Below are 22,951 nucleotides of genomic sequence, written 5' to 3'. Positions count from 1 at the left end.
CCCCGTAGGGTTGGCAGTGCTATGACGAAGCCCTCCCTCCCCGACCTGCTGCACGCCGCCGTCTCCGCCGTCGGCGGCACGGAGCGCCCCGGCCAGGTGGCCATGGCCGAAGCCGTCGCCGAAGCGATCGACGACAACTCCCACCGGCTCATCCAGGCCGGTACCGGCACCGGCAAGTCCCTCGGCTACCTGGTGCCGGCCCTCGCCCACGGCGAGCGGGTGGTCGTGGCCACCGCGACCCTCGCCCTCCAGCGGCAGCTCGTCGAGCGCGACCTGCCCCGGACGGTGGAGGCGCTGCATCCGCAGCTGCGCCGCCGCCCGCAGTTCGCCATGCTCAAGGGCCGGTCCAACTATCTGTGCCTGCACCGCCTGCACGAAGGTGCTCCGCAGGACGAGGAGGAGGGCCTCTTCGACCAGTTCGAGGCGGCCACCCCCACCAGCAAGCTCGGCAAGGACCTGCTGCGCCTGCGCGACTGGGCGGACGAGACGGAGACCGGCGACCGCGACGACCTGACCCCCGGCGTCTCGGACAAGGCCTGGTCGCAGATCTCGGTCTCCTCGCGCGAATGCCTGGGCGCGACGAAGTGCGCGTACGGAGCCGAGTGCTTCGCGGAGGCCGCCCGCGAGCGGGCCAAGCTCGCGGACGTGGTCGTCACCAACCACGCGCTGCTCGCCATCGACGCCATCGAAGGCGCCCCGGTGCTGCCGCAGCACGAGGTACTGATCGTGGACGAGGCCCACGAGCTGGTCTCCCGGGTCACCGGTGTCGCCACCGGCGAGCTCACTCCCGGGCAGGTCAACCGGGCCGTGAAGCGTGCGGCCAAGCTGGTCGACGAGAAGACCGCCGACGCCCTGCAGACCGCGTCCGAGTCCTTCGAGCGGGTCATGGAGCTGGCGCTCCCGGGCCGCCTGGAGGTGCTCCCCGAGGACCTCGGCTACGCGCTGATGTCCCTGCGCGACGCCGCGCGCAACGTGATCTCCGCGATCGGCGCGACCCGCGACAAGTCCGTCCACGACGAGGACGCGGTCCGCAAGCAGGCGCTGGCCGCGGTGGAGAGCGTCCACGGGGTGGCGGAGCGGATCACCACCGGATCCGAGTACGACGTCGTCTGGTACGAGCGCCACGACCGCTTCGGCGCCACCCTCCGGGTCGCCCCGCTGTCGGTGTCCGGCCTGCTGCGGGAGAAGCTGTTCGAGGACCGCTCGGTGGTCCTGACCTCGGCCACCCTCAAGCTGGGCGGCGACTTCAACGGCGTCGCCGCCTCCCTGGGCCTGTCTCCCGAGGGCGTCGAGGGCGACGACGTCCCCGCCTGGCAGGGCCTCGACGTCGGCTCGCCCTTCGACTACCCGAAGCAGGGCATCCTCTACGTCGCCAAGCACCTGGCCACGCCGGGCCGCGAGGGGACCCGCGGCGACATGATGGACGAGCTCGCCGAGCTGATCGAGGCGGCCGGCGGCCGGACCCTCGGCCTCTTCTCCTCCATGCGCGGCGCCAAGGCGGCCGCCGAGGAGCTGCGCGGCCGGCTCGACAACCCGATCCTGCTCCAGGGCGAGGAGACGCTCGGCGAGCTGATCAAGGCCTTCGCCGCGGACCCGAAGACGTGCCTGTTCGGGACGCTCTCGCTCTGGCAGGGCGTGGACGTGCCAGGCCCCAGCTGCCAGCTCGTGGTCATGGACCGGATCCCCTTCCCGCGTCCCGACGACCCGCTGATGAGCGCCCGCCAGAAGTCGGTGGAGGAGCACGGCGGCAACGGCTTCATGGCCGTCGCCGCCACGCATGCCGCCCTGCTGATGGCGCAGGGCGCGGGTCGTCTCGTACGCGCCACGGGAGACCGGGGCGTCGTCGCCGTGCTCGACCCCCGGCTGGCCACGGCCCGGTACGGGAGCTTCCTGCGCGCGACGCTGCCGGACTTCTGGTACACCACGGACCGCAACCAGGCCCGCCGCTCCCTGGCCGCGATCGACGCGACGGCCAAGGCCGACGGCAAGTAAGCAGGCGAAAGCCCCCGGGACCGGCGCAGTGGATCCCGGGGGCCGGATGGAGGCGACGGGGGTCAGACCCGACGCAGTACCGCGACGACCTTGCCGAGGATGGTCGCGTCGTCGCCGGGAATCGGCTGGTAGGCGGCGTTGTGCGGGAGGAGCCAGACGTGGCCGTCCTCGCGCTTGAAGCGCTTGACGGTGGCCTCGCCGTCGAGCATGGCGGCGACGATGTCGCCGTTCTCCGCGACGGGCTGGCGACGGACCGTGACCCAGTCCCCGTCGCAGATGGCGGCCTCGATCATCGAGTCACCGACGACCTTGAGGACGAAGAGCTCGCCGTCGCCGACGAGCTGGCGGGGGAGCGGGAACACGTCCTCGACCGACTCCTCGGCGAGGATCGGGCCGCCGGCCGCGATCCGGCCGACCAGGGGAACGTAGGAGGCGGCGGGCTTGCCGGTGGTGTCCGTGGGCTGCGAGCTGGGCTGGTCGGATCCGCGCACCTCGTAGGCACGGGGGCGGTGCGGGTCGCGGCGCAGGAAGCCCTTGCGCTCCAGGGCCATCAGCTGGTGGGCCACCGACGACGTGCTGGACAGGCCCACCGCCTGACCGATCTCCCGCATGGACGGCGGGTAACCCCGGCGCTGCACGGAGTCGCGAATGACCTCGATGACCCTCCGCTGCCGGTCCGTGAGCCCGGAGCTGTCGGCGCGGATGCCTGGAGGTCGACCTGGCAACGAGCGTGCGGGGCGTACTACGGGCTCCGCATCCGGGTTCAGGTTTGCGTCGTTCATGGCATGCACCGGCTCGAGTCGGCTCTGGGAGCGGTTCTGGGCAGTGATGGTGGCACTGTCTGCGGTGGTGGTCACGTCGGCCCCTCTCGAAATGTTCTCCCTAGCTGGACAACGGTAGTAGCTTTCGAAAGGTTGCGCCAAACACACGTTCGAGTGAAAAATCGCGGATCGTCCGGCGTGGGCAAATGGAGGGGTGTATAGACGATCGGTTTACCGAACGCAGATTCGATCCGGCGTCGGCTGACTCACGGTACCCTTCCCGATCGGACCGCCGCCGTCCGGGTCTGTCCAGTGTGGCATCGAGAGGCCTCGTGACCGCCTGGCGGACGCCGCGACACGCAGAGCCACGAAAATCCACTCCAACCCAAGATCTAGTGGTTGGATGAGCGCTGCCACCCAGAAGTAGTGGTCCTGGAGTCTGCTGAGGCTGCTGGGATCGCATATGCTGGTGGCTGCTCCACGAGCCCCCGGCAGAGTTCGTCTCCGCCGTTGAGGGGCATGTGGGGTGATTCTGTCGTGCCAAGAGGGAGGGTGAGGGAACCGTGCACTGCCCCTTCTGCAGGCACCCCGACAGCCGTGTCGTCGACAGTCGCACCACGGACGACGGCACGTCGATCCGCAGGCGCCGTCAGTGCCCCGACTGCTCCCGTCGTTTCACGACGGTGGAGACGGCCTCGCTGATGGTGATCAAGCGCAGCGGGGTGACGGAACCCTTCAGCCGTACCAAGGTCATCTCCGGCGTGCGCAAGGCGTGCCAGGGGCGACCGGTCACCGAGGACGCCCTCGCCAAGCTCGGCCAGCGGGTCGAGGAGGCGGTGCGCGCCACCGGGAGTGCCGAGCTGACCACCCATGACGTGGGTCTGGCCATTCTCGGCCCGTTGCAGGAGCTCGACCTGGTCGCCTACCTGCGCTTCGCGTCCGTCTACAAAGCGTTCGACACCCTTGAGGACTTCGAGACCGCCATCGCGGAACTCCGCGAGCCGCGGCCTCACCCTGATGAGTGCGTGCACGGAGGGGCCGTTCCGGTCCCCGTGCCCGCCTCCGCCGCCGACTGACCGGACGGCCCTCGCCGCGGCGCTCGCGCGTCGCGGGGAGGCCGGTGGGTCGCGCGAAGAGACGTAGATACAGAGACACAGCACCGTGCCGCGGAATAACGCTGGCACTTTAGGGCGTTTTTGCCCGCATATGGGAGGCCTGGCATGACAGAGACGGCGAGCAGCTCGGCACGTGGTTCCCGCGCCAAGGGGACCAAGGCCGCCAAGGGCGGCCTGCGTATCGAGCGCATCCACACCACCCCCGGCGTGCACCCGTACGACGAGGTGAGCTGGGAGCGCCGTGACGTCGTCATGACCAACTGGCGCGACGGCTCGGTCAACTTCGAGCAGCGTGGCGTCGAGTTCCCCGACTTCTGGTCGGTGAACGCGGTCAACATCGTCACCAGCAAGTACTTCCGCGGCGCGGTCGGCACCCCGCAGCGCGAGACCGGTCTGAAGCAGCTGATCGACCGGATCGTGAAGACCTACACGAAGGCCGGCGAGGACTTCGACTACTTCGCGTCGCCCGCCGACGCGGAGATCTTCGAGCACGAGCTGACCTACGCCCTCCTGCACCAGATCTTCAGCTTCAACTCGCCGGTGTGGTTCAACGTCGGAACGGCCCAGCCGCAGCAGGTCTCCGCCTGCTTCATCCTGTCCGTCGACGACTCCATGGAGTCGATCCTCGACTGGTACAAGGAAGAGGGCATGATCTTCAAGGGCGGCTCCGGCGCCGGCCTGAACCTCTCCCGCATCCGCTCCTCCAAGGAGCTCCTCTCCTCCGGTGGCAACGCCTCCGGTCCGGTCTCCTTCATGCGCGGCGCCGACGCGTCCGCCGGAACGATCAAGTCGGGCGGCGCCACCCGCCGCGCGGCCAAGATGGTCGTCCTGGACGTGGACCACCCGGACGTCGAGGCCTTCATCGAGACCAAGGTGAAGGAAGAGGAGAAGATCCGCGCCCTGCGCGACGCGGGCTTCGACATGGACCTGGGCGGCGACGACATCACGTCCGTCCAGTACCAGAACGCAAACAACTCCGTCCGCGTGAACGACGAGTTCATGACGGCAGTCGAGAACGGCACCGAGTTCGCCCTGCGCGCCCGCATGACCGGCGAGGTCATCGAGAAGGTCGACGCCAAGGCGCTCTTCCGCAAGCTCGCCGAGGCCGCGTGGGCCTGCGCCGACCCGGGCATCCAGTACGACGGTGTGATCAACAACTGGCACACCTGCCCCGAGTCCGGCCGCATCACCGCGTCGAACCCCTGCAGCGAGTACATGCACCTGGACAACACGTCCTGCAACCTCGCCTCGCTCAACCTGATGAAGTTCCTGAGCGACGACGGCAAGGGCAACCAGTCCTTCGACGCCGAGCGCTTCGCCAAGGTCGTCGAGCTCGTCATCACCGCGATGGACATCTCCATCTGCTTCGCGGACTTCCCGACGCAGAAGATCGGCGAGAACACCCGCGCCTTCCGCCAGCTCGGCATCGGCTACGCCAACCTCGGCGCCCTGCTGATGGCCACCGGCCACGCGTACGACTCGGACGGCGGCCGCACCCTCGCCGCGTCGATCACCTCGCTGATGACCGGCACCGCGTACAAGCGCTCCGCCGAGCTGGCCGCGATCGTCGGCCCGTACGACGGCTACGCCCGCAACGCCGAGGCGCACAAGCGCGTCATGAAGCAGCACGCCGACGCCAATGCCGTCGCGCCGCGTACCGAGGACCTGGACAACTCGATCTGGGCCGCGGCCACAGAGGCCTGGCAGGACGTCCTGCGTCTCGGCGAGAAGAACGGCTTCCGCAACTCCCAGGCCTCCGTCCTCGCGCCGACCGGCACCATCGGTCTCGCGATGTCCTGCGACACCACCGGTGTCGAGCCGGACCTGGCCCTGGTCAAGTTCAAGAAGCTCGTCGGCGGCGGCTCGATGCAGATCGTCAACGGCACCGTCCCGCAGGCCCTGCGCCGCCTGGGTTACCAGGAGGAGCAGATCGAGGCGATCGTCTCCCACATCGCCGAGCACGGCGTGGTCGTCGACGCCCCGGGCCTGAAGGCCGAGCACTACTCGGTGTTCGACTGCGCCATGGGCGAGCGTTCCATCTCCGCGATGGGCCACGTCCGCATGATGGCCGCGATCCAGCCCTGGATCTCCGGCGCGATCTCGAAGACGGTCAACATGCCGGAGACGGCGACCGTCGAGGAGATCGAGGAGATCTACTTCGAGGCCTGGAAGATGGGCGTCAAGGCGCTCGCGATCTACCGCGACAACTGCAAGGTCGGCCAGCCCCTCTCCGCGAAGAAGAAGGAAGAGGAGAAGGAGGAGGTCACCGCCAAGGCGGAGGAGACCATCCGCGCGACCGTCGAGAAGGTCATCGAGTACCGCCCCGTCCGCAAGCGCCTCCCCAAGGGCCGCCCGGGCATCACCACCTCCTTCACCGTGGGTGGCGCCGAGGGCTACATGACGGCGAACTCCTACCCGGACGACGGTCTGGGCGAGGTCTTCCTGAAGATGTCCAAGCAGGGCTCGACCCTCGCGGGCATGATGGACGCCTTCTCCATCGCCGTCTCGGTCGGTCTGCAGTACGGCGTGCCGCTGGAGACCTACGTCTCGAAGTTCACCAACATGCGCTTCGAGCCGGCCGGCATGACGGACGACCCGGACGTGCGGATGGCGCAGTCGATCGTCGACTACATCTTCCGTCGCCTGGCGCTCGACTTCCTGCCCTTCGAGACCCGCTCGGCCCTCGGCATCCACACCGCCGAGGAGCGCCAGCGCCACCTCGACACCGGCTCCTACGAGCCCCTCGAGGACGAGCTGGACACCGAGTCGCTGACCCAGTCGGTTCCGCTGGCTGCGGTGCCGTCGGCGCCGAAGCCGGCCGTGACCGTCCCGGTCCCCGCCCCGAAGACGGCACACAGCAGCGCCGAACTGGTCGAGATGCAGCTCGGCGTCTCGGCCGACGCCCCGCTCTGCTTCTCCTGCGGTACGAAGATGCAGCGCGCCGGTTCCTGCTACATCTGCGAGGGCTGCGGCTCGACCAGCGGCTGCAGCTGAAAGTAGACGCCCACCAGGCATGACGTGCCTGGTCACAGCGGGGAGTCGGCGACATGCCGGCTCCCCGTCGGCGTTGTCGCCCCGCCATGGGCCACCGGTGGCCGGCCCCGGCCGCAAGAGGTCCCGGTGCTCGATCGGGGGGTGGCCCGCACGTAGGGCGCGCCGGGACGGGGGCCGGTTTTTCGTCGGTTCCGCCAAGTACAACGGTCCGTCAGCTTGGGAGAGACTGCCGGCCAGAGGCTGCTGCGCACCCCTGGACAGGGGTGTTCCTGCGGCCGAGGGGCTGACGAGGCATGAGCATGGGGGATCAGAGAACTGTGAGCACGCAGCAGTACGACGAGATCGGTGAAGCGTACGAGGGCTTCAAGTCCCTGCCGCTGGAGCAGTACGTGGTGGTACCGGGCTTCCTGGCCCTGGTCGGGGACGTGCGGGGCAAGTCGGTCCTCGACCTGGCCTCCGGCACCGGTTTCTACAGCAGGGAGTTCAGGCGGCGCGGAGCCGCGGACGTGCTCGGAATCGACATCTCTGCAGAGATGGTCGCCGTGGCACAGCAGCTGGAAGAGGGGGATCCGCTGGGGGTGCGCTACGAGGTGGGCGATGTGGCCGAACTTCGTCCGTTCGCGCAGGCCTTCGACATCGTCCTGGGGGTCCAGCTGCTCAACTACGCCCAGGACGTCGCCACTACGGAGCGGATGTGCCGCAACGTGCACCGGAGCCTGAAGCCCGGCGGAGAGTTCTTCCTGCTCAACCAGTCGCCCGACTTCCGCTTCGACGGGCCCACGCCGGAAAGGTACGGCTTCCGCAGCGTGCTCACCGGGGAGGAGGGCGAGACCGGGCCGCAGGTGCGGACCACGGCGCTGCTCGACCCGCCGGTCTCGTTCGTCGCCAACCTCCCGCGCCGCGAGATCTACGAGAAGTGCCTGCCCGCGGCCGGGTTCAGCGAGCTGACCTGGGTGCCCTTCGAGGTGTCCGACGCCGGGGTGCGCGAGTTCGGTGAGGACTTCTGGGCGGACTTCCGGGCGAACCCGCCGCTGGAGATGCTGCGCTGCCGCGCCTGACGGCCGAGCGGGGGATCCGCTGGACGTCGTGAACCGCCCAGGCGGGCGGGTCTTTCCGGAGACCTGCCCGCCTCCGCCGGGTTCAGTGGGGGATGCGGCGGGGCGGGCGGGTGACCAGGTCCTCACGGAACTCCGCGATCCGGGAGTGGACCTGCCGCATCAGGTGGGTGTCCTCGATGCGGTCCAGATAGAGGCAGTGCGCGGCCAGTCCCGGCAGGTCGAAGGCGAAGCACAGCGACATCAGCGGGTTCACGAAGAGCTCGCTGCCCCGGGTGCGGGTGGTGAACTGCACGTCGCCGAAGGATCCCCGGACGGCCGCGGCGATCGATCCGTTGACGATGCTGGGGTGGTCCGGGGTGTGCTCCTGGGCATGGGCCACCGCGTCCAGGAAGAGAGCGCCCTCACGGGTGGCGCGCGGCACGGAGAACGCGCCGAGGTACGCTCCCGCACGCTCCAGCGCCGCGATGTTCTCCAGCACCAGGGCGTGGCTCACCCCGTGGTACGCGTCCACGCCGAAGCCCACCGACACGACGAGGCGCTCCGGTACCTCGTCCAGCGCGGCCAGCGCCGCCACGCTGGTCAGGTCCTCCTCGGGGGTGCCGAGGCCGGCTTCGTCGCCCCGCATCAGGATGTCCGTACCGCCGTCGACCAGGACGATCGCGTCGATGCGGTGGAGGGCGACCAGCTCGCGGTAGGCGGCGCGCAGCGGCTGGACGCCGGTCTGCGGGAAGGCGTACACGCGCGCCGGGTAGCCGTGCAGCCGCAGCCACCGGGCCAGCGTCCGCTCGGGGAAGTAGGTCTGGTGCGGCGCGGACTCGAGGGTGATGACGGCGAGGTCGGGGGCGGCCCACTCGTCGTCGGGCAGCCCGGCGAGGGCGCTGAAGGAAAGGTTCGCGAGGTGGACCTCCTTGCCCTGGTGCAGGAGGGACAGGGCGATGGGGACCCCGGCGTAGATGTCGAACCCGCCGCCCGCGCCGGCGACCAGAATGCGTTCGGCGTCGGCGAGGCGGGCGAAAAGCGGGTTGGTGTGCAGGGCGGTCATGGCGATCATTGTGCGGGGTCCGGCGAACGGGTGCCCGCGGATTCACGGCGGTGCGATGCCGGCGGCAAGGCGGCAAGGCGGCAAGGCGGCAGGGCGGCAACGCGGCACGGGGGAACGGCCGCACGGGGGAACGGGGAAGCGGGAGCCATGTGGAGCGGCGAAGAGCTGGATCTGGACGCGTATCTGGCGAGGATCGGACTTCAGGAGAACGCGGGAGACGGCCGGGAACTCCGGCCGGACCTCGCCACGTTGTACGCAGTGCACCGGGCCCACACCGCGGCCATCCCCTTCGAGAGCCTGGACGTCCTGCTCGGCCGCCCCGTCGCGCTGGACGTCAAGTCGATCGAGGACAAGCTCGTGCACGCCGGCCGCGGCGGCTACTGCTACGAGCAGAACTCCCTGCTGGCCGCCGCCCTGGAGCGGCTGGGCTTCGAGGTCTCCGGGCGCGGAGCCCGCAACCGCACCCGCGGGGACTCCCTGCTGCCCGTGACGCACGCCGTCCTCGTCGTCACGGTCGAGGGCGAACCGTGGCTGTGCGACGTGGGGTTCGGCCACCAGGGCCCCCGTGAGCCGGTCCCGCTGGGGCGCCCCGGCGTCGCGCTGGAGCAGGGGGAGTGGACGTACCGCGTCCGCGAGGAGGAGGACGGCATCCTCGTGCTGTGCCACCTGCGCGGCGGGACCTGGCGCGACCTGTACGCCTTCTCCCCGCAGCGCTACCACCCCGTCGACTACGTCCTGCTCAACCACTACAGCTCGGGCCACCCCCGCTCCTCCTTCGTGGGGCGGCTCGTCGTCCACCACCCGGGGGACGCCGTCCGCAGGGCGCTCGTCGGGCGGGAGTTCACCCTGCTCTACCCCGACGGGCGGACGGAACGGCGCGACGTCGGCCCGGACGAGCTGCTCGCTGTCCTCGACCAGGAGTTCGGGCTTCGCCTGCCCGAGCGGGATGCGGCGGAACTGGTGCGGATCCACCGCGCCGAGGACTGACCCGGGCCGCGCCGGGCCCGTACGATGGCGCAGTGCTGGTCAAGTGGATTCGCTGCACGGTGACGGACCGACGCGGGTTCGAGCGCGGGCAGCGAAAATGGGCGGGGCTGCCGGGCGAGCCGGGTTTCCGGGGGCAGGGCGGCGGCTGGAGCCGGGGCCGGCAGGGGGTCGCGCATGTCTTCGCGTTCTGGGAGAGCCGGTCCTTCTACGACTCCTTCATGGCGCGCTCGCACGACCGGCTGGCCGCCGCGCAGAACGGCACCTACACCGATCTGCGGGTCACCCTCTTCGATCACCGCTTCGACGTGAAGACCGGCTTCGAGCCGCGCTTCACCGACGCCGACGTGGTGCGGGTCGCGCACACCCGCGTCCGTGAGGGCCGCGTCGACCACTTCGCCCTCATGCAGGAGAAGGTGTGGAATCCGGCCATGGCGGGATCGCCCGGGATGATCCGCGGCCTCTTCGGGGAGGCCCCGGGGCGGGAGTTCCTGGTGCTGTCGATGTGGCACGCCGCAGCCGAGCACGGCAAGTACCGTCAGGAGCGTGTCGAGAGGCTCTCCCTGCGCGCCCAGATCCAGGCGGATGTCGAGGCGCTCACCGGTGATGTCGTGGATCTCGAACCGTCCTGGACGGTATGACCGTACGACTACCCGTCGGGTCTGTCGGCGTGCCCGGTGCGCTGGGCGGGCGATGGCCGAATAGGGTCGTGGGATGGCTCGACCACGGCGCATCGTCCTTGTCCGGCACGGGGAATCGGAGGGGAACGCCGACGACTCGGTGTACGAACGCGAGCCCGACCATGCCCTGCGGCTGACCCGGAAGGGGCGTGAGCAGGCGGCGGCGGCCGGGCTGCGGCTGCGCGAGCTCTTCGGCGAGGAGACGATCAGCGCGTACGTCTCCCCCTACCGCCGGACCCTGCAGACCTTCCGCGAACTGCGGCTGGACCCGACACGGGTCCGGATGCGCGAGGAGCCGAGGCTGCGCGAGCAGGACTGGGGCAACTGGCAGGACCGGACCGACGTACGGCTGCAGAAGGCGTACCGGGACGCGTACGGGCACTTCTTCTACCGGTTCGCGCAGGGCGAGTCCGGGGCCGACGTGTACGACAGGGTCGGGTCCTTCCTGGAAAGCCTCTACCGCAGCTTCGAGGCTCCGGACCACCCCGAGAACGTCCTGCTGGTGACGCACGGGCTGACGATGAGGCTGTTCTGCATGCGCTGGTTCCACTGGTCGGTAGCCGAATTCGAGGCCCTGTCCAATCCCGGCAACGGCGAGTTCCGAATGCTCCTGAGGGGCCCTGACGGCCGGTACCGGATGGACCGCCCGTTTGAGCGGTGGACCACACCCGAGCCTTATGACCTGGACGGCTAGAGTGACCCGCGATGACGCCTGATTCCACTCCCGAACGGCGCTACGCACGCGCCATGTCCAGCCTCCGCGGGCTGGCCCTGGGTGACGCCCTGGGCTCCCAGTACTTCGTCCCCGTGAACTACCCGCTGCTCAAACGACGCGAGCTGCCCGCCGGCACCGGGACGTGGCAGTGGACCGACGACACCGAGATGGCCTGCTCGGTCGTGGCGGTGCTGGCCGAGCACGGACGGATCGACCAGGACGCGCTCGCGCGCTCCTTCGCCCACCACCACGACTTCGACCGGGGCTACGGGCCCGCGGTGAACCGCATGCTGCGGCTGGTGCGGGAGGGCGAGGACTGGCGCACGCTGGCCGCGGAACTGTTCAACGGGCAGGGTTCCTGGGGCAACGGCGCCGCCATGCGGATCGCGCCGCTGGGCGCCTGGTACGCCGACGACCCGGAGCAGGCCACCCACCAGGCGGAGATCTCCGCCTACACCACCCACCAGCACCGCGAGGCCGTGTGCGGGGCGATGGCCGTCGCCGCGGCGGCCGCGCTGGCCGCCGCGCCCGCCGGTCCGCCGAAGGCCTCCGACCTCCTGGACGGGGTGATCGCGCTGGTGCCGCGCAGCGCCGTGGGCGCCGGGCTGCGGCGGGCGCGGGACATGTTGGACTACGGCGACGCGACCACGGTCGCGGCGGTTCTGGGCTGCGGACGGCGCACGAGCGCCCATGACACGGTGCCGTTCGCCCTGTGGTCCGCGGCGCGTGCGCTGGACGACTTCGAGCGGGCCTTCTGGACCACCGCGCAGGTGGGCGGAGACGTGGACACGACCTGCGCGATCGTCGGCGGGGTGCTGGGGTCCCGCGGGGACGCGGTGCTGCCGGCCGCGTGGCTGGCGCGCACCGAGGCCCTGCCGGCCTGGCTGCCGGAGACGGCGGCGCACTGACGGATCGCCGGGCCGGGCTTCCGGCGCAGGTGAAACCGGCGATTCCGATTGTCACGGTCCTGCCACAGGCTCTTTTGATCCTGTTCAAAACCATCTGCCACCGGCCTACTCTGTCCGCTGCGCCGCCCCCCGGAACGACGGGGCGGCCGACAGGGGAGGGAACCCGATGTCAGAGAACACCGGCGGGGCGGACGCGGCCCGGTCCGAGGACCCGCAAGACCCGCAGGACCCGGGGGCCTCGAAGGACCCCCAGGGCACGGTCGACGCAGGAGCCATGGCCGGGGACGCATCCACGCGCCCGACTCCGGACGCAGCACGTCCGGCCACAGCGCCTCCGGCCGCCGCGGCAGCACCGGCCTCTTCGGCAGCACCGGCCGCGGGCGCGTCCACCGGCCCGGCCGGGCCGCCGCCGGCGGGGCCCGCCGACGCCGCCGCGTGGCAGGCCTGGCAGGCGCACCAGCACCAGCAGCGCCAATGGGCCGCCGCCCACGCGAAGTCCGCGTCGCCCTCGTGGGTCACGCTGGTGCGCCCCGCGGAGGCCGCCCCCATCGCGACCGCGACCCTCCTCGCCGCCCTCGCCACCGGCCTCGCCGCCGCACTGCTCCTCGGCGACGGCATGGGCCCCGGCCTGCTGCTCGCGGTGCTGCCCGCCATCGCCGCCGCGTACGTCGCCGCCCGCACCGCCCGGCGTACCGTCCGCCCCTGGACGGTGGTCTGGGCGATCGGCTGCCTCGCCCTCCTCGTCGTGCCCGCCCTGCGCGACTCCGCCTGGCCGTCCACGCTCGCGATCCTGTGCGCCGTCCTGCTGGGCGCGCTGGCCCTGCACGGCAGCCGCAGCTGGCCCGGCGTCCTGCTCAGCCCGCTCGGCTTCTTCGACTCCGCCGTGTCCGGGCTCGCATGGGCCCTGGTCGGACTGCGGTCACGAGGTGGGGTCGGCAGGGACCGCTGGCTGCCCGTCGCCAAGGCGACCGGCGTGGCCGTGGCCCTGCTGGTGGTCTTCGGCGCGCTGTTCGCCTCCGCCGACGCGGCGTTCGCCCGCCTCCTCGACGGCCTGATCCCCGACGTGTCGACCGAGAACGGGCCCATCCGCTTCCTGCTCTTCCTCCTCGGCACGCTCCTCGCGCTCGCCGCCGCCCGCACCGCCGCGGCCCCGCTGCGCTGGGACCGGATCAAGGTGGCCCCGGGCAAGCCGCGCTCCCGGGTCGAATGGGCCCTTCCGCTCGTCGTGCTCAACCTGCTCTTCGCCGGCTTCAACGCCGTCCAGCTGGCCGTCCTATTCGGCGGCTACGACAAGGTCCTGGAGAGCACGGGTCTCAGCCACGCCGAGTACGCCCGCCAGGGTTTCTGGCAGTTGCTCTGGGCCACCCTGTTCACCCTCGTCGTGATCGCGCTCGCCCTGCGCTGGGCGCCGCGCTCCGGGGCAGGCGACCGCCGCTTCGTCCGCGTCGTCCTCGGCGTGCTGTGCACCCTGACCCTGGTCGTGGTCGCCGCCGCGCTGCGCCGGATGGACCTCTACGTGGACGCGTACGGCCTGACCACGCTGCGCGTGTCGGTCGCCGCGATGGAGCTGTGGCTCGGGCTGGTCATCGTACTGATCATGGCGGCCGGGGTATTCGGCGCGCGCCGGCTGCCGCGCGCGGTCGCGGGCAGTGCGGCGGCCGCCGTCCTGGCCTTCGGCCTGCTGTCCCCCGACGGGATGGTCGCCGAGAGCAACGTCGGCCGCTTCGAGAGCACTCGGAAGATCGACCTGGCCTACTTCCAGTCCCTGTCGGCGGACGCCGCGCCCGCCCTGGACCGGCTGCCCGAGCCCCAGAGGTCCTGCGCCCTGCGCGGGATCAACGACGAGATGTCCAGGGCCGGAGAAGTCCCGTGGTACGCCATGAGCCTCGGTGAGTACCGGGCCCGGCAGATCCTGCGCGAGCGCCCGGTGACCGCCTCGTACGAGGTCTGCTCGCGCCTGGGCACCTTCGGCAGCCACGTCGAGTACTAGGGCGGGCCGCCGCAGAACCCGTACGAGGGCCCGGGTGCGGGGACCGTTCCCGCACCCGGGCCCTCGTACGGGAGGAGCTCAGGCGGCCGGACCGCCTTGCGCGGCCGCGCCGGCCAGGGCCTCCAGGTCGCTCTTGCGCACCCGGATCACCAGCAGGGCGGTGGCCAGGGCGAGGCCGGCCATCGCCACGGCGGCGAGGAACGCGGTGGAGATGCCCTGCGCGAGGACGAGGTCCCCCCAGGGGTCGGGCAGCTGGCGGGTCTCCTGGAAGGCGGCCAGTTGGTCGGGATCCGCCTGCGCCATGAAGGCCGGGACCTGCTTCTCGGCCTCGCCCCGGCTGGCCGTGCCGAAGACGGTGACCAGGATGGACAGGCCCAGCGAGCCGCCCACCTGCTGGCTGGCGTTGAGCAGCCCGGAGGCCGCGCCCGCCTCCTTCGGTACCACCCCGGAGACGGCGGTGAGGGTGAGAGTCACGAAGTTGAGGCCCATGCCGAAGCCGAAGAGCAGCATCGGGCCGAGCACGCCGGAGAGGTACGAGCTGTCGGTCCGGAGGAAGGTCAGCCAGGTCAGCCCGGTTCCGGTGAGCGCGGACCCGATGACCATGAAGGGCTTGGGGCCGAAGCGCGGCAGGAACCGCTGCGAGAGACCGGCGGCGGTGACGATGGCGACGGTCACGGGCAGGAAGCCGAGCCCGGACTGGATCGGGGAGAAGCCCAGCACGTTCTGTACGAACTGGACGATGAAGAAGAACATCCCGAACATCGCGGCCGCGAGGCCGAGCATGATCACGTAGGTGCCGGTGCGGTTGCGGTCGGCGAACATGCGCAGCGGGATGATCGGCTCGCGGGCCCGTGACTCGATGACGACGAAGAGCGCGAGCAGGACGAGGGCCGCGGTGAAGGAGCCGATGGTGAGCGAGTCGCGCCAGCCGTCCTCCGAGGCACGGATGAACCCGTAGACGAGCGAGGCCATGCCGCCGGTGGAGGTGAGGGCTCCGGCGATGTCGAAGCGGCCGGGGTGGCGCTCGGACTCGGTGATGTAGAGCGGGGTGAGGACCGCGATCAGTACGCCGATCGGGACGTTGACGAAGAACACCCAGCGCCAGTCGAGCCATTCGGTCAGCATGCCGCCGGCCAGCAGGCCGATGGCGCCGCCGCCCGCGGAGACGGCCGCGAACACGCCGAACGCCCGGTTCCGTTCGGGGCCCTCGGGGAAGGTCGTGGTGATCAGGGCGAGCGAGGTCGGGGAGGCGATAGCGCCGCCCACTCCTTGCAGGGCGCGGGCCGCGAGCAGCTGCCAGGGCTCCTGGGCGAATCCGCCGAGGAGGGAGGCCAGCGTGAAGAGCAGGATGCCGGTCAGGAACACGCGGCGCCGGCCCAGGATGTCCCCGGCCCGGCCGCCGAGCAGCAGCAGGCCGCCGAAGGTGAGGGTGTAGGCGCTGAGCACCCACGAGAGGTCGGTGGTGCTGAAGCTGAGGGCGTCCTGGATGTGCGGGAGCGCGATGTTCACGATCGTCGCGTCCAGGACCACCATGAGCTGGCACGCGGCGATGACGGTGAGTGCCACTCCGGGGCGCCCCTCGCGGCGCGCCGCCCCCGGTATCCGGGGTGTGGCGAGTTGAGAACTTGTCACTGAGGATCCCCCCAAAGTGAAATAGTGAACGTATTCGTTCACTACAGGGCTACGGTAGGAGCCGATCCTTAGGGAACGCAAGCGTTCTCTAAGGCCGAAAATACGTACGTCGGGCGCGGGGGCCGGTCGGGAGGTGGGGAGATGGTGGGTTCGCGCTGGTCGGCGGCGTCGCCGGGGCGCAGGCGGGGTCCCGAACTCGAACGGGCGATTCTCGCCGCCGCGTTGGAGCAATTGAGCACGGTCGGCTGGAACGCTCTCACCATGGAGGGCGTCGCGGCCGGCGCGCACACCGGCAAGGCCGCGCTCTACCGGCGATGGCCGTCCAAGGCGGACCTGGTGGCCGACGCGCTGCGGAGCGGTCTGCCGCAGATAGGCGAGATTCCCGACGGCGGGTCGATCCGCGAGGACCTCCACCTGCTGTGCGTGCACACCCGGGACGTCATGCATTCCCGTGCCGGTCAGGCCCTGCGGTCCGTGCTTCACGAATGCGATCACAAGCATGCGGACCGGTTCCACGGGGTGATCTGGTCGGGGCTGCACGAGCCGGCCCAGCGACTGATCAGGGAGCTTGTGCGGCGCGGAATCGTGCGAGGTGACGTGCGGCCGGACGCGACGGGTCCGTTTGTCGTGGATGTCATTCCGGCGATGCTGATGTACCGCGCCAAGGTGTGCGGTAGCGAATGGGGAGACGGGGAGATCGCAGAGCTGATCGACGAGGTGATGGTGCCGCTGCTCCGGGCGTGAGGCGCGGCGGGCGCGGCGCGGGGTGTGAGGAACGGTGTCCGTGCCGGGTCGGACGGGCGCCGGACCCGGGCGGGGGTGTGCAGTCGGCTCGGGGCGGCGTACCCTTGCTGGCGCCATGCCGTACGAAGCACCCACCCACACCGTCGAACGCTCCCTCCGTGCAACCACCGGCGCCAAGGTCATCGCCGGGGTCGACGAAGTCGGACGAGGGGCCTGGGCCGGTCCCGTCACCGTGTGCGCGGCGATCACCGGCCTGCGCCGGCCGCCCGCCGGGCTCACCGACTCCAAACTGCTCACCGCGAAGCGACGCGACGCCCTGCTCGACGTCCTGGAGCGCTGGGTCACCGCGTACGCCCTCGGGCACGCCTCGCCCGAGGAGATCGACGAGCTCGGGATGACGGCCGCCCTGAGGCTCGCCGCGGAGCGCGCCCTGGAGGCGCTGCCGGTGCGGCCCGAGGCGGTGATCCTCGACGGCAAGCACGACTACCTCGGCGAACCCTGGCGGGTCCGTACGGTGATCAAGGGCGACCAGTCCTGCGTCGCCGTCGCCGCGGCCTCGGTCATAGCGAAGGTCACGCGCGACCGGATGATGTCCGAACTGGGCCGACAAGGCGGCGGGATCGAGGGCTTCGCCTTCGGCGCCAATGCCGGATACCCGTCGCCCGTGCACCGGGCGGCGCTGGAGGAACTGGGGCCCACCCCCTACCACCGGCTCTCGTGGTCGTACCTCGACGGGCTGCCCCGGTGGCGCCACCTCAAGAAGGTGCGCCGCAGCGAGGAATCGGTGGAGCTGGAAAACGGAGGCCAACTCGGCTTCGATTTCTGATCGCACCCATGTGCCACCGGCCGGTACGTTTCGTACCGGTGTTTGATAGACATCAACTCATGCCTCTCACCCCCGCCATCGAGGAGCCTCAGATTCACGAGAGCGCCCAGGGTCCCCGCGTCACGCCGGCCGCGAGCCGCACCGCGCAGACCCCCCGCCCTGTACCTGGTCCGCGTCCCGCCGCCGTACCGCGGCCCGGCCGCCCCGGTCCCGCCCGGCCCGCACCGCCCGCGCAGCGCGCGCCGCAGGCCACCCCCGGACCTGTTCCCGCAGCCTCCGCCGCTGCCCCCGCCGCACCGTCGGTCTCCGCGGCGGTCCCCCAGATCCAGCTGATCCCGGCTTCCGCCGAGGGTGCGCTGGACGCGGCCGAAGAGGCCGTCGACCTGCTGCTCGACACCGGGCGCGCGCCCGGCGACATCCTGGTGCTCACCACCGGCGACCCGCACCCGTGGGCCGCTCACGAACTGTCCTTCGGCGAGGCCGCGTACTGGGCCCTGCACGACGCCGGGGACGACGTCTTCTACGCGGACGCGGCGCAGGTCCAGCGCGCCGCGGGCCGTCCCGTCGTGGTTTTCGCGGTCAACGGCGGAGCGGTCGAGAGCGTTGCCGGCGCCCTGCCGGTCGCGCTCACCCGGGCCGGTGCGCTGCTGATCGTGTGCGGCGACGCGCAGCAGATCAACTCCGTGCTGGGTGCGGGCGTCTGACGCCCTGTACCCCGGCACGGGCGAGGGGCGGGGCGGGCCTCGGGCCGGCCCCGCTGAAGCCCGGGCCGAGGTCCGCGCTGTGTCCGTCGTGGGGCCCGAGCTGAAGTTCGGGCCGGGGTCCGAGGCCTGATCCGCCGTACGCCCGCATCCGGGTATACGGCCGTGAGGCCTGCCCGCGTGCGGTCAGCGCGCGGCGGTCCGGCGCAGTGCGTCGACCGCGCCGCCGCCGGTGTGCAGGGCGAGCGGGGCGAACTCGGCCGCGGTGTCGCCGAGGTGCCGGGGCCGCGAGTCGGAGTTGGGCTGACGGCCGCCACGGCCCTCGCCCAGCACCTGCCAGCCGCCGCGGGTCAGCGTGATGTACGCGCCGCAGCGCAGCCCGTGCAGGGTGCAGGCGTCCCGCAGCCCCCACATCCACGCGCCGTCCTCCTCGGTCCACCGCTCGTCGCCCTCACGGCAGTAGAGCAGGACCGCCGTCCGCACGGGGGTCCGCCGCCGCAGGTCGTGCGGGAGGACCCGGCGCAGCCGGGACAGCAGGGCGTTGCGGTACTCCCAGCCGTCCGCGGAGGCCGACCGCTGGACGAAGGAGGCGCTCGCCACGAGCCGCTCCTCCGGGCCGAGGACGGCGATCACGGCGGTCGAGGGCACCGGACTGTGGCGGGAGTGCAGGCCGCTGACGACCTCTCGGGGATCGCGGAGGAGGGGAATGCCCGCCGCGGTCCACTCGGACGGTTCCAGCAGCCTGCCGTGCCGGCTGGTGACGCCGGTGGCCGATGTCAGGGACGTGGTCGAGAGCGACGCGAATCCGAAGGTCACGGTCCTCCCTTCGGGTACACGCCCGCGGACGGGCACGGCTGGAGTCAGGGCGCGCCGCGGCGCGGCCCAGGAGAGTGCCGAGGCGCCGAGCGGGAGCACTCCAATTCTCGCGTGGCTCCTGAGCATGCGGCAACGAGCAATTGGCGCCGCCGACCGGAATTCGCCGGTATGCCGTTCATATCCTTGCCCCGCCACGCCGAAGATGACGCATTCGGCTATCCCTGGAGCGCCAGCACCAGCGGGAACACCTCTTTCGCGCCTGCTCGTCGCAGCAGCCGGCCGGCCACCGCGAGGGTCCACCCGCTCTCCGAGCGGTCGTCCACGAGGAGCACCGGACCCGAGGCTTCCGCGAGTGCCGCGGCCAGTTCCGGCGGGACCGTCAGGGCCTGGTGGAGCCCCCGCACCCGCTGGGCGCTGTTCGAGACCGCCACCCCGAACTCCGGAGCCTGGTCCGTGTAGGCGACCGTACCGAGCAGGGGCATCCGGCCGACCTCCGCGATCCGCGCGGCCAGCGAACCGACCAGCTGGGGTCGGCTGCGCGAGGGCAGGGCGACCACGCCCACCGGCCGGGCCGGGGCGTCCGGCGCCCCGGAGGCCCAACCGCCGGGGCCCCGGGCCCAGTCGGCGAGTACGGCGACCACGGCCTGGGTCACGTCGTCCGGGACCGGCTGGTCCGGAGCCTGCGGGGCGAGCATCGGGCGCAGCCGGTTGCCCCAGCCGATGTCGGACAGCCGGCCCAGCGCCCGGCCCGTGGAGGTCTGTTCCCCGGCGGGGATGCGCCCCTTGAGGTCGACGCCGACCGCGGCGAGCCCGGTCGGCCACATCTTGCGCGGCTCCAGCTCGACGCCCGGGCGGCCGAGCTCGCCGCGGGCGGTGTCCAGCGCGGTGGTGGAGACCTCGGCGGTGAACCGGGCGCCGGCGCAGTTGTCGCAGCGGCCGCAGGGCGCGGCCTCCTCGTCGTCGAGCTGGCGGCGCAGGAACTCCATCCGGCACTCCGTGGCCGCCGCGTAGTCGCGCATGGCCTGCTGCTCGGCCGCCCGCTGCCGGGCCACCCAGGCGTAGCGCTCGGCGTCGTAGGTCCACGGCTCGCCGGTCGACGTCCAGCCGCCCTTGACGCGGTGCACGGCGCCGTCGACGTCGAGGACCTTGAGCATGGTCTCCAGCCGGGTGCGACGCAGGTCCACCAAGGGCTCCAGGGCGGGCAGCGACAGCGGGCGGCCGGCCTGGGCCAGGACGTCGAGCGTGCGGCGCACCTGCTCCTCCGGCGGGAAGGCCACCGAGGCGAAGTACTGCCAGATCGCCTCGTCCTCGCGGCCGGGGAGCAGCAGCACCTCGGCGTGCTCAACACCACGGCCCGCGCGGCCGACCTGCTGGTAGTAGGCGATGGGGGAGGAGGGCGAGCCGAGGTGCACGACGAAGCCCAGGTCCGGCTTGTCGAAGCCCATGCCGAGGGCGGAGGTGGCCACCAGTGCCTTGACCCGGTTCGCCTGGAGGTCGTCCTCGGCCTGCTGGCGGTCCGCGTTCTCCGTCTTGCCGGTGTACGAGGACACCGTGTGCCCGCGGTGGCGCAGGTACGCGGTGACCTCCTCGGCCGCGGCCACGGTCAGCGTGTAGATGATCCCGGAGCCCGGCAGGTCGCCGAGGTGGTCGGCGAGCCAGGCCAGCCGGTGCGCCGCGTCGGGCAGGGTCAGCACCGCCAGGCTGAGGCTCTCGCGGTCCAGCGGGCCGCGCAGCACCAGCGCGTCCGTGCCGGCCCCGGTGCCCAGCTGTTCTGCGACGTCGGCGGTCACGCGGGCGTTGGCCGTGGCGGTGGTGGCGAGGACCGGGACGCCGGGCGGAAGGTCGGCCAGCATGGTGCGGAGCCGGCGGTAGTCGGGGCGGAAGTCGTGTCCCCAGTCGGAGATGCAGTGGGCCTCGTCCACCACGAGCAGACCCGTCGCGGCGGAGAGCTTGGGGAGGACCTGGTCGCGGAAGTCGGGGTTGTTCAGCCGCTCCGGGCTCACCAGCAGGACGTCGACCTCGCCGGCGGCGACCTCGGCCTGGATGCCCTCCCACTCCTCGGGGTTGGCGGAATTGATGGTGCGGGCGCGGATCCCCGCCCGGGCCGCGGCTTCGACCTGATTGCGCATCAGCGCGAGCAGCGGGGAGACGATCACGGTCGGGCCGGCGCCGCTCGCCCGCAGCAGCGAGGTGGCGACGAAGTACACCGCGGATTTGCCCCACCCCGTGCGCTGGACCACCAGCGCCCGTCGCTTGTGCGCGACGAGGGCCTCGATCGCCCGCCACTGGTCCTCACGCAGCCGGGCGGTGCCCGTGGGGTCGCCCACGAGGCGGGCTAGTACGGAGTCGGCCGAGGACCTCAGGTCTGCGTTCATGCCCCCATGCAACCCGATGCCTGTGACATCGCGCCAATGCCGCTCTCGACCTGTGGAAATTGAAGCGTCAACAGTTATCCACAGGGCTTTCGCTATCGGATCATGCGCGGGACCTTCGTGCCATGACGAACAACCACGAATCACGCAGCCCGTCCGACAAGCCCTCCTTCAGCCCGGCCACAGCGGCCACCGGCCCCCAGATCACCCTGCGCAGCCCGGCCGAGCTGGCCGACGCACTGCCCTACATGCTCGGGTTCCACCCGAGCGACTCCCTCGTCCTCGTCGCCGTGCACGGGGAGGGCGGGCGCTTCGGCGGCCGGCTCCGGGTCGGCATCCCCATCGCGCCGGCGGAATGGGAGGACACCGCCCGGCAGGTCGCCGACTGCCTCATCCGGGGCAGCGAACGACGCGGCGGCAAGCCCGACGGCATCGTCGTCTACCTCTGTCAGGAACCGCGTGAGGACGAGGGCGGCCGGCAGGTGATGACCCGGCTGCGGCCGCTCGCCCAGCGGATCCGGCTGGCCTGCGGCGCGCTGGACGTGCCCGTGCTGGAGGCTCTGTGCCTCTCCGAGGGCCGCTTCTGGTCCTACGTCTGCCCGGACGAGCGGTGCTGCCCGGCCGAGGGCACCCGGCTGGCCGCGGTCGGCACCTCGGTGATGGCCGCGGCGGCCACCTTCGCCGGGCTCCGGGTCCGGGGCTCCCTCAAGGACATCGAGGGCCGGCTCGCACCGCTGCGCGGGGCCGTGGCAGCGGAGGCGGAAAGGGCCCTGGACCGGGCGGCCGCGGCCCTGATGCCGAGGATCCTCGACGGGGCCACCCGGGAGGAGGTCGGCGCCGAGACGATCTCCCTCGCCCGGGACCTGATGCGGCGCATGACGCTGGCCCCGCCGGTCGAGGGCGGCGCCCACGCCGACGACTGGGACGACGCCCTGCTCGGCCACGACGAGGCCGCCTCGCTCATCCTGGGCCTCCAGGACCGCGAGATCCGGGACGTCGCGGCCGAGTGGATGGAGGACGAGGAGGCTGCCCCCGCCCTGCGGCTCTGGCGGGCTCTCGCCCGGCGCTGCGTCGGGGCCTACGGCGAGCACGCCGCGGCCCCGCTCACCCTCGCCGGCTGGGTCTCCTGGTCCACCGGGGACGAGCCGACGGCCCGGATCGCCTTCGGCCTGGCCCTGCGCGCGGATGCCGAGTACCGCTTTGCCCAGCTGCTCCACCACGCGTGCAACGAGGGGATCGACCCCGAGGGACTGCGGGAGTGCCTGCGGGAGGAGCGCCGCCGCCGCGAGCCCCGGCGGGCACGCTCCTCGGCCGGTACGCGTCCTCCCGGCCGACGGGGGCGGACCGCGCCCCGGCGCGGGTCCCGCCGCACCGCGGGGAGCGAGCAGTGACGGCGCGCCGGCCCTGGGGCGGTGGTCCGGTGCGGCTGCTCCGGAGCGCCCTGGGCCTGACCCGGCGGCGCAGGCTGCGTCCCGGGCGCGCGCGACCGGAACCGTGGATCCCGTCGCGTCCGGGGGCCGTGCCCCGGGCGGGGCAGCAGACCGTGACCCGGGCGGGGGTGGGGGCGTTCAGATGTGGGGTGGTGGGGGCCCGGCCACGCCGCCGCCCAGCTCAGCCGACC

At 71.8% G+C, this 22,951-nt stretch carries 18 protein-coding genes; 13 read left to right on the top strand and 5 right to left on the bottom strand.

Annotated features, from left to right (window positions below):
• The first annotated feature begins 21 nt into the window (after positions 1 to 21).
• Positions 22 to 1,992, top strand: a complete 1,971-nt coding sequence (locus ACFYP3_RS23690; protein WP_388835852.1) for an ATP-dependent DNA helicase — start codon at positions 22 to 24, stop codon at positions 1,990 to 1,992.
• Positions 1,993 to 2,054: 62 nt separating this feature from the next.
• On the opposite strand, the gene lexA is transcribed toward ACFYP3_RS23690, so the two are convergent.
• A complete protein-coding gene (lexA, locus tag ACFYP3_RS23685) occupies positions 2,055 to 2,849 on the bottom strand; it encodes a transcriptional repressor LexA (RefSeq protein WP_030709636.1) in 795 nt (264 codons plus the stop codon).
• Between the two features lie 467 nt (positions 2,850 to 3,316).
• Between lexA and nrdR the strand changes: the two genes are divergently transcribed.
• The 3 genes from nrdR (at position 3,317) to ACFYP3_RS23670 (ending at position 7,920) form a co-directional block, all read left to right on the top strand.
• Positions 3,317 to 3,829, top strand: a complete 513-nt coding sequence (gene nrdR / locus ACFYP3_RS23680) for a transcriptional regulator NrdR (RefSeq protein ID WP_388835849.1) — start codon at positions 3,317 to 3,319, stop codon at positions 3,827 to 3,829.
• A 144-nt stretch (positions 3,830 to 3,973) separates the two neighbouring features.
• Positions 3,974 to 6,862 carry a vitamin B12-dependent ribonucleotide reductase gene (locus tag ACFYP3_RS23675; protein WP_388835846.1) on the top strand — a complete coding sequence of 963 codons (2,889 nt, stop codon included), beginning with the start codon at positions 3,974 to 3,976 and terminating at the stop codon, positions 6,860 to 6,862.
• Positions 6,863 to 7,179: 317 nt separating this feature from the next.
• Entirely contained in the window at positions 7,180 to 7,920 is a 741-nt protein-coding gene (locus ACFYP3_RS23670) for a class I SAM-dependent methyltransferase (RefSeq protein WP_388835844.1), read from the top strand.
• 82 nt (positions 7,921 to 8,002) lie between these two features.
• On the opposite strand, the gene ACFYP3_RS23665 is transcribed toward ACFYP3_RS23670, so the two are convergent.
• Positions 8,003 to 8,962, bottom strand: a complete 960-nt coding sequence (locus ACFYP3_RS23665) for a DUF1152 domain-containing protein (RefSeq protein WP_388835841.1) — start codon at positions 8,960 to 8,962, stop codon at positions 8,003 to 8,005.
• A gap of 147 nt (positions 8,963 to 9,109) precedes the next feature.
• Between ACFYP3_RS23665 and ACFYP3_RS23660 the strand changes: the two genes are divergently transcribed.
• The 5 genes from ACFYP3_RS23660 to ACFYP3_RS23640 all read left to right on the top strand — a co-directional run bounded on the left by ACFYP3_RS23660 (position 9,110) and on the right by ACFYP3_RS23640 (position 14,239).
• On the top strand, positions 9,110 to 9,949 hold the full coding sequence (locus tag ACFYP3_RS23660) for an arylamine N-acetyltransferase (RefSeq protein WP_388835838.1): 840 nt from the start codon (positions 9,110 to 9,112) through the stop codon (positions 9,947 to 9,949).
• Positions 9,950 to 9,981: 32 nt separating this feature from the next.
• Positions 9,982 to 10,587 (top strand): YdbC family protein, encoded by a 606-nt coding sequence (locus ACFYP3_RS23655; protein WP_319728923.1) that lies wholly within the window; start codon positions 9,982 to 9,984, stop codon positions 10,585 to 10,587.
• A gap of 73 nt (positions 10,588 to 10,660) precedes the next feature.
• Entirely contained in the window at positions 10,661 to 11,320 is a 660-nt protein-coding gene (locus ACFYP3_RS23650; RefSeq protein ID WP_388835835.1) for a histidine phosphatase family protein, read from the top strand.
• 11 nt (positions 11,321 to 11,331) lie between these two features.
• Positions 11,332 to 12,249 (top strand): ADP-ribosylglycohydrolase family protein, encoded by a 918-nt coding sequence (locus ACFYP3_RS23645; protein WP_388835832.1) that lies wholly within the window; start codon positions 11,332 to 11,334, stop codon positions 12,247 to 12,249.
• 166 nt (positions 12,250 to 12,415) lie between these two features.
• Positions 12,416 to 14,239, top strand: a complete 1,824-nt coding sequence (locus tag ACFYP3_RS23640; protein WP_388835829.1) for a DUF4153 domain-containing protein — start codon at positions 12,416 to 12,418, stop codon at positions 14,237 to 14,239.
• Positions 14,240 to 14,317: 78 nt separating this feature from the next.
• On the opposite strand, the gene ACFYP3_RS23635 is transcribed toward ACFYP3_RS23640, so the two are convergent.
• Positions 14,318 to 15,871 (bottom strand): MFS transporter, encoded by a 1,554-nt coding sequence (locus ACFYP3_RS23635; RefSeq protein WP_388835826.1) that lies wholly within the window; start codon positions 15,869 to 15,871, stop codon positions 14,318 to 14,320.
• 141 nt (positions 15,872 to 16,012) lie between these two features.
• Here ACFYP3_RS23635 and ACFYP3_RS23630 point away from each other — a divergent pair, with 141 nt between their 5' ends.
• The 3 genes from ACFYP3_RS23630 (at position 16,013) to ACFYP3_RS23620 (ending at position 18,145) form a co-directional block, all read left to right on the top strand.
• Complete coding sequence (locus ACFYP3_RS23630; RefSeq protein ID WP_388835823.1) at positions 16,013 to 16,615, top strand: TetR/AcrR family transcriptional regulator; 603 nt, start codon at positions 16,013 to 16,015, stop codon at positions 16,613 to 16,615.
• Between the two features lie 115 nt (positions 16,616 to 16,730).
• Complete coding sequence (locus ACFYP3_RS23625; protein ID WP_388835820.1) at positions 16,731 to 17,441, top strand: ribonuclease HII; 711 nt, start codon at positions 16,731 to 16,733, stop codon at positions 17,439 to 17,441.
• Between the two features lie 59 nt (positions 17,442 to 17,500).
• Positions 17,501 to 18,145 carry a hypothetical protein gene (locus ACFYP3_RS23620; protein WP_388835818.1) on the top strand — a complete coding sequence of 215 codons (645 nt, stop codon included), beginning with the start codon at positions 17,501 to 17,503 and terminating at the stop codon, positions 18,143 to 18,145.
• Between the two features lie 183 nt (positions 18,146 to 18,328).
• Here the strand turns inward: ACFYP3_RS23620 and ACFYP3_RS23615 are convergent, their stop codons facing one another.
• Positions 18,329 to 18,958: a hypothetical protein gene (locus tag ACFYP3_RS23615; protein ID WP_388835816.1), complete on the bottom strand. Its 630-nt coding sequence runs from the start codon at positions 18,956 to 18,958 to the stop codon at positions 18,329 to 18,331.
• Positions 18,959 to 19,173: 215 nt separating this feature from the next.
• Complete coding sequence (locus ACFYP3_RS23610) at positions 19,174 to 21,333, bottom strand: RecQ family ATP-dependent DNA helicase (protein WP_388835814.1); 2,160 nt, start codon at positions 21,331 to 21,333, stop codon at positions 19,174 to 19,176.
• 122 nt (positions 21,334 to 21,455) lie between these two features.
• Here ACFYP3_RS23610 and ACFYP3_RS23605 point away from each other — a divergent pair, with 122 nt between their 5' ends.
• Positions 21,456 to 22,721 carry a DUF4192 domain-containing protein gene (locus ACFYP3_RS23605; RefSeq protein WP_388835811.1) on the top strand — a complete coding sequence of 422 codons (1,266 nt, stop codon included), beginning with the start codon at positions 21,456 to 21,458 and terminating at the stop codon, positions 22,719 to 22,721.
• Positions 22,722 to 22,951: the final 230 nt, after the last annotated feature.

This window comes from Streptomyces sp. NPDC005533, from assembly GCF_042871845.1.
Taxonomy (GTDB): domain Bacteria; phylum Actinomycetota; class Actinomycetes; order Streptomycetales; family Streptomycetaceae; genus Streptomyces.
This window is presented reverse-complemented; position numbering and strand designations above follow the sequence as displayed.